Raw genomic sequence first — 7403 nt, forward strand, 5'->3', positions numbered from 1 at the left:
GCCGCAGGCAAACGCCTCGGATCATCGCCCGGCGAGCCATCGCCGCGCGGCATCGCCGGTGAGAACCGGTCTAGTGACGAGATGATGCCGCGCAACACCTTGAGCTCCGGTTCGGCGAAGCCGGCGCGCGTCAGCACGGCGCGCAGATTGTCGACCATTTTCGGCTTCTTCGGCGCCGGCCGAAAATAGCCGCGCGCTTCCAACGCGCCTTCCAGATAGGCGAACAGGCCGTGCAATTCTTCCTTGCTTGCAGGCTTCATCTCAGGCCCCGTAAAGTTTGTCCTGGTCTCGTCCTCCAGGCCCGACTTCATCCACTCATAGGACATCAGCAAGGCTGCCTGGGCGATGTTGAGCGAGGAGAAGTCGGGATCGACCGGGAAAGTGACGATCTCGTCGGCGAGGCCAACCTCGTCATTGTAGAGACCGAAGCGTTCGCGTCCGAACAGGATGCCGGTGCGTTGTCCCATTTCGTAGCGGGCACGCAGCATCCTGCCTGCTTCCACCGGGCCGCGCACGGATTTGAAGCCGTCGCGCTGCCTGGCGGTGGTGGCGAAGACGAAGTTCAGGTCGGCGAGCGCCGAGGCCAGGTCGTCAAAAACCCTGACGGCGTCGATGACATGGTCAGCACGGCTGGCGGCGGCGCGCGCCTTCTCGCTCGGCCAGCCGTCGCGCGGGTTGACCAGGCGCAGCTCCGAAAGTCCGAAATTGGCCATGGCGCGGGCGACCATGCCGATGTTCTCGCCAAGCTGCGGCTCGACCAGAATGATCGCCGGGCCGGCGGCTGCGGGGTTAGTGGAATCTTTGGTAATGGGCATGATTGTCAATGAACTGCTGTTTGCGGCATTTCAGCGTCCCCTGCCATATTCGACCGGGAAAATGAAGCATTCGCAAATGGCAGGGGTCGCGGCCTCGCATTCGTGACCGATCGTCGTTTGCGTGGCCAAAAGCGCTTTGATATACGGGCGGCATCCCCGGCCAACGCCACGCGGGCAAGGCCGTCCCATTCCCAGCAACGAGGCATTCTTTCCATGGCGAAGATCAAGGTGGCGAACCCGGTCGTCGAACTCGACGGCGACGAGATGACCCGCATTATCTGGCAGTTCATCAAGGACAAGCTGATCCACCCTTATCTCGACCTCAAGCTTGAATATTACGACCTCGGCATCGAGCACCGCGACGCCACCAATGACCAGGTGACGATCGATTCGGCCAACGCCATCAAGAAATACGGCGTCGGCGTGAAATGCGCGACCATCACCCCCGACGAGCAGCGCGTCGAGGAATTCAAGCTGAAGAAGATGTGGAAATCACCCAACGGCACCATCCGCAACATTTTGGGCGGCACCATCTTCCGCGAGCCGATCATCATGAAGAACGTACCGCGCCTGGTACCCGGCTGGACCAAGCCGATCATCGTCGGCCGTCACGCCTTCGGCGACCAGTATCGCGCCACCGATTTCCGCTTCCCCGGCAAGGGCAAGCTGACGATCAAATTCGTCGGCGAGGATGGCCAGGTGATCGAGCATGACGTGTACGATGCGCCCGGTGCCGGTGTCGCCATGGCCATGTACAATCTCGACGAGTCGATCCGCGAATTTGCCCGGGCATCGCTGAACTACGGCCTGCTGCGCAATTATCCGGTCTACCTGTCGACCAAGAACACCATCCTCAAGGCCTATGACGGCCGCTTCAAGGACATATTCCAGGAGGTCTACGAGGCTGAATTCGAGGCCGAGTTCAAGTCGAAGAAACTTTGGTACGAGCACCGCCTGATCGACGACATGGTGGCGTCGAGCCTGAAATGGTCGGGCGGCTATGTCTGGGCCTGCAAGAACTATGACGGCGACGTCCAGTCCGACACGGTTGCGCAGGGTTTTGGGTCGCTCGGCCTGATGACCTCGGTGCTGATGACGCCGGATGGCAAGACCGTCGAAGCCGAAGCCGCGCACGGCACTGTCACCCGCCACTATCGCCAGCATCAGAAGGGCGAGGAAACCTCGACCAATTCGATCGCCTCGATCTTCGCCTGGACACGGGGCCTGGCGCACCGCGCCAAGCTCGACGACAACGCCGAACTGAAGCGTTTTTCCGAGACGCTGGAAAAGGTCTGCATCCAGACCGTCGAGAGCGGTTTTATGACCAAGGACCTATCGCTTTTGATTGGCCCCGACCAGCCTTGGTTGTCGACCACCGGCTTCCTCGACAAGATCGACGAGAATTTGCAGAAGGCAATGGCGTAACCAGTCTCGAGAGCAAAATGGGCAAGCCGGTCGTCTATGGCGCGGATTACAGCGTCTATGTGCGGATCGTCCGGCTTGCGCTCGAGGAGAAAGGTATCGCCTACGATCTCGTGCCGGTCGACATCTTCGCAGCGGGTGGTGCGCCGGCATGGTACGGCGAACACCATCCCTTCGGCCGCATCCCGGCCTTCGAGCACGACGGCTTTCGCCTCTTCGAGACCAGCGCGATCGCTCGCTACGTTGACGAAGCTTTCGACGGTCCGGCGCTGCAGCCTGCCGATGCGCGCGGCCGCGCCAGGATGGCCCAGATCATCGGCATGCTCGATGCCTATGCCTATCGGGCGATGGTATGGGACGTCGCTGTCGAGCGGCTGGAAAAAGAAGCGCCCGACGAGGCGCTGATCGCCGACGGGATGCGGCAAGCCGAGACGATGCTCGGGGTGCTGACGTCGCTGAAAGCCCAAGGGCCATGGCTGCTTGGCGACCAGCTGACGTTGGCCGACCTGCACGCGGCGCCGATGATCGGCTATTTCGTCAAGGTTGCCGAAGGACGCGACTTGCTGGCGCGGTTTGCGAATATCCGGGACTGGTATGCGCGTGTCTCGGTGCGTGCAAGCTTTGCGCGCACCGACAAGGTTAGTTGACAAGGATTGAGATGGCTGCGGGGCAGTGCCCCTCCCAACCGTCGCAATAAGTCCAATCCGACGCTTACGCCGCTTCCAGCGCCGCCCTTACCGCCGCGATCGCATCGTTGGCTTTCGACGCATCCGGTCCGCCGGCTTGGGCCATGTCGGGACGGCCGCCGCCGCCCTGCCCGCCCAATGCAGCGGAGGCGACGCGCACCAGATCGACGGCGCTGAAGCGGTTGACGAGATCATCGGTGACGGCGACCACGACGCTCGCCTTGTTGTCCTCGCCAGCGCCAACGAACACGACGACGCCAGAGCCCAACGAAGTCTTGCCGGCGTCGGCCAGCGGCTTCAAATCCTTCGGCGAGACGCCGGAAACCGCCTTGCCGAGGAAGCCGACACCAGCGACGATCTCGTTGGCGGCCGGGGCATCGGCAGGCGACCCGCCGCCCAGCGCCAGCTTCTTGCGCGCTTCGGCCAGGTCCTTCTCGAGCTTCTTGCGCTCTTCGAGCAGCGCTTCGACGCGCGCTGGCACATCCGCCGGCGAGATCTTCAGCGTGGCAGCGGCCGCCTTCAGCCGCCTGTCCTGCTCGTCGAGATGTTTTCGCGCGGCTTCGCCTGTCAGCGCCTCGATGCGGCGCACGCCTGCGGCGACCGCGCCGTCCGAAACGATGCGCACCAAGCCGATATCGCCGGTCGCCCTGACATGCGTGCCGCCGCAGAGTTCGACCGAATAAGGCCGGTTGGCCTTGGCGCCATGAACGCCCGTGCCCATCGAGACGACGCGCACTTCATCGCCGTACTTCTCGCCGAACAGCGCCATCGCGCCCTCAGCAATGGCGTCGTCGACCGACATCAGGCGCGTGGTCACCGGGCTGTTTTGGACGACGATCTCGTTGGCCATGCGCTCGACCTCTTCGAGCTCCTGCGGAGAGATCGGCTTGTTGTGCGAGATATCGAAACGCAGGCGCTCGGGCGCGACCAGCGAGCCTTTTTGAGCGACATGGGTGCCCAGCACCTCGCGTAGCGCCTCATGGATCAGATGCGTCGCAGAATGGTTGGCGCGTAGCCTGGAACGCCTGGCATGATCAACCTTCAGTTCAACCGCGGCATCCGTCTTGACCGTGCCTGCGATCACCTTGCCGAGATGCACAAACAGACCATCGGCCTTCTTCTGCGTATCGGAAATCTCGATCGAGAACCCCTCACCCGAGATTACGCCGGTGTCGCCCATCTGGCCGCCGGATTCGCCATAGAACGGCGTCTGGTTTACGACCACGGCGACCGCATCGCCCTTAGCGGCGCTGTCAACGGTCTTGCCGTCCTTGACCAGCGCCTGGATGAGGCCTTCAGCTTGCTCGGTTTCGTAGCCGAGGAATTCGGTGGCGCCGGTTTTTTCGCGCACGGAGAACCAAACCGTTTCGGTGGCGGCTTCGCCGGACCCGGCCCAGTGCTTACGCGCCTCCGCCTTCTGCTGCTCCATCGCATTGGTGAATCCGGCAAGATCGACCGAAATGCTGCGCTGGCGCAGCGCGTCCTGTGTCAGGTCGAGCGGGAAGCCATAGGTGTCGTAGAGCTTGAATGCCGTCTCGCCATCCAGCATGTCGCCCGCGCCGAGCTTCTCCGTCGCCTCGGAGAGCAGCCCGAGGCCGCGCACCAGCGTCTTGCGGAACCGTGTCTCCTCGAGTTTCAAGGTCTCGGTAATCATCGTTTCGCCGCGCACCAGTTCCGGATAGGCCTGGCCCATCTCGCGCACCAGCGCCGGCACCAGCTTCCACATCAATGGATCGCGGGCGCCGAGCAACTGCGCATGGCGCATGGCGCGGCGCATGATACGGCGCAGTACATAGCCGCGGCCTTCATTCGACGGCAGCACGCCGTCGGCGACCAGGAAGGAGGACGAGCGCAGGTGATCGGCAATGACGCGGTAGGAGGCAACCGTTTCGGCATCGGGCGCGCGCCCAAGCGCGGAGGACGCCGCATCGATCAAATGACGGAACAGGTCGGTCTCGAAGATGCTCTCCACCCCCTGCAGGATGGATGCCATGCGCTCCAGGCCCATGCCGGTATCGATCGACGGGCGCGGCAGGTCGACGCGCTCCTCCTTCGTCACCTGCTCATACTGCATGAACACCAGGTTCCAGAATTCAAGGAACCGGTCGCCATCCTCCTCCGGACTGCCGGGAGGGCCGCCCCAGATGTGCTCACCACGGTCGATGAAGATTTCCGAGCACGGGCCGCAGGGTCCGGTATCGCCCATCGCCCAGAAATTGTCCGAGGTCGGGATGCGGATGATGCGATCGTCGGAGAAACCGGCGATCTTCTTCCAGAAACCGGCCGCCTCATCGTCGGTGTGATAGACGGTGACCAGCAGCTTGTCCTTCTTCAGCCCGAATTCCTTGGTGATGAGATTCCAGGCAAGCTCGATGGCACGCTCCTTGAAATAATCGCCGAAGGAGAAATTGCCGAGCATCTCGAAAAAGGTCAGGTGGCGCGCGGTATAGCCGACATTGTCGAGATCGTTGTGCTTGCCGCCGGCGCGAACGCTTTTCTGGGCGGTGGTGGCACGCGAATAGGGCCGCTTCTCCAAACCGGTGAAGACGTTCTTGAACTGCACCATGCCGGCATTGGTGAACATCAATGTCGGATCGTTGCGCGGCACGAGCGGGCTCGAGGCCACGACCTCGTGGCCCTCCTTGCGGAAATAGTCGAGAAATGTCGACCGGATCTCGTTCACGCCACTCATGGATACTGCCTTTTCAAGAGAGCCGCCGGCCGGACCGGCGGGAGATGGCTCTGTGTTTTCTAGAAGATGGAGTTGGCCTTTTAGCCGTAGCTCTTGACCCTGTCCAGAAACACGGAATTGGGCCAATTCGCGCTTTGCACCGGCACTCACGCGGGCACGCAAACGAAAACCGCCGGCGCGAAGGCCGGCGGTTTGGAACGCGGTACTACAGAACTCTGTTACTTAAGCATCGGATAATAGGCTGGATTTATGGCCAAACTCTGGCGTTGCCCTACATCGCGCCGGCTTCGTCCTCAAAACCATCGTCGCCATTGCCCTCTGAGCCACCGTTTTCGAGGAACTTCTCGGCGATCAACCCGGCATTCTGCCTAAGCGCCAGTTCGATCTCGCGCGCGGTGTCGGGATTGTCGCGCAGGAACAGTTTGGCGTTTTCGCGGCCCTGGCCGAGACGCTGCGAATTATAGGAGAACCAGGCGCCCGACTTCTCGACCACACCGGCCTTGACGCCGAGATCGACCAGTTCGCCAGTCTTGGAGACGCCCTCGCCATACATGATGTCGAACTCGACCACCTTGAAGGGCGGCGCCAGCTTGTTCTTGACCACCTTGACGCGGGTCTGGTTGCCGACCACCTCGTCGCGATCCTTGACCGAGCCGATGCGGCGGATGTCGAGACGTACCGAGGCGTAGAATTTCAGCGCGTTGCCGCCGGTCGTCGTCTCGGGCGAACCGAACATGACGCCGATCTTCATGCGGATCTGGTTGATGAAGATGACCATGGTGTTGGAGCGTGAGATCGAGGCGGTCAGCTTGCGCAGCGCCTGGCTCATCAGGCGGGCCTGCAGGCCGGGCAGCGAATCGCCCATCTCGCCCTCGATTTCGGCGCGCGGCGTCAGCGCCGCCACCGAATCGACCACCAGCACGTCGATGGCGCCGGAACGCACCAGCGTATCGCAAATTTCCAGCGCCTGCTCGCCGGTGTCGGGCTGCGAGATCAGCAGGTTTTCAAGATCGACGCCGAGCTTGCGGGCGTAAACCGGATCGAGCGCGTGCTCGGCATCGACGAAGGCGCAGATGCCGCCCTTCTTCTGGGCTTCGGCCACGGTATGCAGGGCCAGCGTCGTCTTGCCCGAGCTTTCCGGCCCGTAGATCTCGATGATACGGCCGCGCGGCAGACCGCCGACGCCGAGCGCGATGTCGAGGCCGAGCGACCCGGTCGGCACCGTTTCGATCTCGACGACCTGCTCGTTGGCGCCGAGCCGCATGATCGAGCCCTTGCCGAAAGCCCGCTCGATTTGCGACAGCGCCGCATCCAGAGCCTTTGATTTGTCCACTGCCTTATCCTCTACCAGCCGCAAAGAATTCTGAGCCATGATACATCACCCCTTGGTCGTCAATGAAGGCCGGACAATCCGTAATCCCTGCCATTTTGTACCTTTTTTGTTCTCATTTGGCAAGGGGTGGCAACCAATTGAAAAACAAGCGATATCCTGATTTGTTCTTTTTTTGTCTCGCAAACCCGGGCACGGATGTATCCCCTTGGGGCATGTAAATAAAATGCTAGGAGAAAAGTCCTTCGAGTTGGCGAATCGCGCTCACGCGCAGAATCGTGATACTGCACGTCCTGATACACTGGACAGGGACTGCAATGGAATACAAACCGCTAGAGCGGCGGACTTTCATGTGAGTCCATATCCTGCGGCAGCGAAGTAGTTTCTGCATTCTGTTGGGGAGAAGAGATTGCAGATATCGCCAATGGCCTGCCACAGGGCGTCGATGGTCCTGATGG

The 7403-nt window shown here is 61.7% G+C and carries 5 protein-coding genes and 1 pseudogene; 2 read left to right on the top strand and 4 right to left on the bottom strand.

Features of this window, described 5'->3' with window-relative positions; translation table 11 throughout:
* A partial coding sequence (locus tag O7A61_RS29890; RefSeq protein WP_337132817.1) for an RNA methyltransferase occupies positions 1-815 on the bottom strand: 815 nt, incomplete at its 3' end.
* A 213-nt stretch (positions 816-1028) separates the two neighbouring features.
* Here O7A61_RS29890 and O7A61_RS29895 point away from each other — a divergent pair.
* Positions 1029-2240 carry an NADP-dependent isocitrate dehydrogenase gene (locus tag O7A61_RS29895; RefSeq protein ID WP_027143667.1) on the top strand — a complete coding sequence of 404 codons (1212 nt, stop codon included), beginning with the start codon at positions 1029-1031 and terminating at the stop codon, positions 2238-2240.
* 17 nt (positions 2241-2257) lie between these two features.
* Complete coding sequence (locus tag O7A61_RS29900) at positions 2258-2884, top strand: glutathione S-transferase family protein (RefSeq protein WP_337132818.1); 627 nt, start codon at positions 2258-2260, stop codon at positions 2882-2884.
* 64 nt (positions 2885-2948) lie between these two features.
* Here O7A61_RS29900 and alaS read toward each other — a convergent pair whose 3' ends face one another.
* The 3 genes and pseudogenes from alaS to O7A61_RS29915 form a co-directional block, all read right to left on the bottom strand.
* A complete protein-coding gene (gene alaS, locus O7A61_RS29905; RefSeq protein ID WP_337132819.1) occupies positions 2949-5615 on the bottom strand; it encodes an alanine--tRNA ligase in 2667 nt (888 codons plus the stop codon).
* 271 nt (positions 5616-5886) lie between these two features.
* On the bottom strand, positions 5887-6987 hold the full coding sequence (recA, locus tag O7A61_RS29910; RefSeq protein ID WP_013895892.1) for a recombinase RecA: 1101 nt from the start codon (positions 6985-6987) through the stop codon (positions 5887-5889).
* A gap of 306 nt (positions 6988-7293) precedes the next feature.
* A pseudogene (locus tag O7A61_RS29915) lies at positions 7294-7403 on the bottom strand (IS630 family transposase); the annotation flags it as partial.

The sequence above is a fragment of the Mesorhizobium sp. Cs1321R2N1 genome (assembly GCF_037179725.1).
Lineage (GTDB): Bacteria > Pseudomonadota > Alphaproteobacteria > Rhizobiales > Rhizobiaceae > Mesorhizobium > Mesorhizobium salmacidum.